Source organism: Komagataeibacter europaeus LMG 18890 (assembly GCF_000285295.1).
Classification (GTDB): domain Bacteria; phylum Pseudomonadota; class Alphaproteobacteria; order Acetobacterales; family Acetobacteraceae; genus Komagataeibacter; species Komagataeibacter europaeus.
Map to the genome: position 1 here is coordinate 1 of NZ_CADP01000294.1, position 1,291 is coordinate 1,291.

General features: G+C 53.8%; 2 protein-coding genes. One reads left to right on the forward strand and one right to left on the reverse strand.

Going from position 1 to position 1,291, the window contains the following annotated elements; all coding sequences use genetic code 11:
• A partial coding sequence (locus tag GEU01_RS21870; protein WP_019087683.1) for a transposase occupies positions 1-392 on the forward strand: 392 nt, incomplete at its 5' end.
• 650 nt (positions 393-1,042) lie between these two features.
• Here GEU01_RS21870 and GEU01_RS21875 read toward each other — a convergent pair.
• Positions 1,043-1,291, reverse strand: a 249-nt coding sequence (locus tag GEU01_RS21875) for a transposase (protein WP_019087684.1), incomplete at its 5' end; no start/stop codon positions are given.

The following is a 1,291-nucleotide window of genomic DNA, read 5'->3' on the forward strand; positions in this document are numbered from 1 at the left end:
CCATCTGCCCCGCACTCGGCAAGGCGGCAGGCCTGGTGTTGCCGTTCACCGGCACGGCCAGCATGCAACTGCATATCGAGGAAATCTCACGCTGCGTCGCACGCGGAGCGCATGCCGTCGTCCTGCTCGATCGTGCCGGCTGGCATACGACACCCAAACTCAGACTGCCGCGCAACGTCAGCCTGATCTTCCTGCCGTCCCGCGCGCCCGAACTGAACCCGGTCGAGAATATCTGGCAGTTCCTACGCGCCAACTGGCTGTCCAACACCGTGTTCAGCGGCATCGAACACATCATCGAAGCCGCATGCACCGCATGGAACAACCTCACCGCCCTGCCACAGACCATCCGATCCATCGGCCTCAGAAAATGGGCTCATATAGGTCAAAGGTGATAGCCCGTAGTATAAACCCAAAACATAGGCATGGATCTGGTCTGGATGACTGTCCCGTTCGCACGGCAATCATTTCGCGTGGACATGATCCCCTTTCAAACCGGACCGTCTTCTGGCCACACCCCGGTAGTTGCCGGGGCACCATCTATATTCATCGATATATAGACCGGGGCATGATCGCAACCCGGAAATAGGTAACGTAAACGTGAGGTATGCATCTGGTGCCATAAGGACCATGGTGTAAATATATAAATATCAATAAGTTATTGATAATATAATCAGGGAAATATTTAATTTTCCGTATCTGCTGTCCGAACGGGCCATGATGCCGCATGCCATGACGGGACACCGGGTGACACGGATTACGCCGTCGGACCGGCATGGATGTGGGACGTATTTCTTCCCCATCCATCCGGTTCACCGTGGCGCAGCGATTACGGCATTTTTCGAAGCTTTTTGGGGTCTGTTGGGAATTGTGCTTTTTCAAAGTCACCAAATGTGATTCAAAATCCGTATGGATCGCTTCGTACTGACAGACGCCCAATGGGCGAAAATGGAACCGCTGTGCCTTGGCAAGAAAACGGATCGGGGGCGCAGCGGGCAGGACAACCGTCTTTTTATCGAGGCGGTCTTATACCAACCGTTGATTGCTATAACCCATGAGCCCAATTGCGCAGTCCGATTGACATGATGCGCCATGGTTGATTGACGAGCTGGTTCCAGGCATGGCAGGCGATATCAACGATATCGTCATAGGTTCTGAAGATCCTGTTTGAGAGCCATGTATTGCGCAGGAACTGCCAGAGATTTTCCACCGGGTTCAGTTCAGGAGCCCGGGGAGGCAGCGGGAGAATGGTGATATTGTAGGGAACATCCAGCTTCTGACTGGTATGCCATGC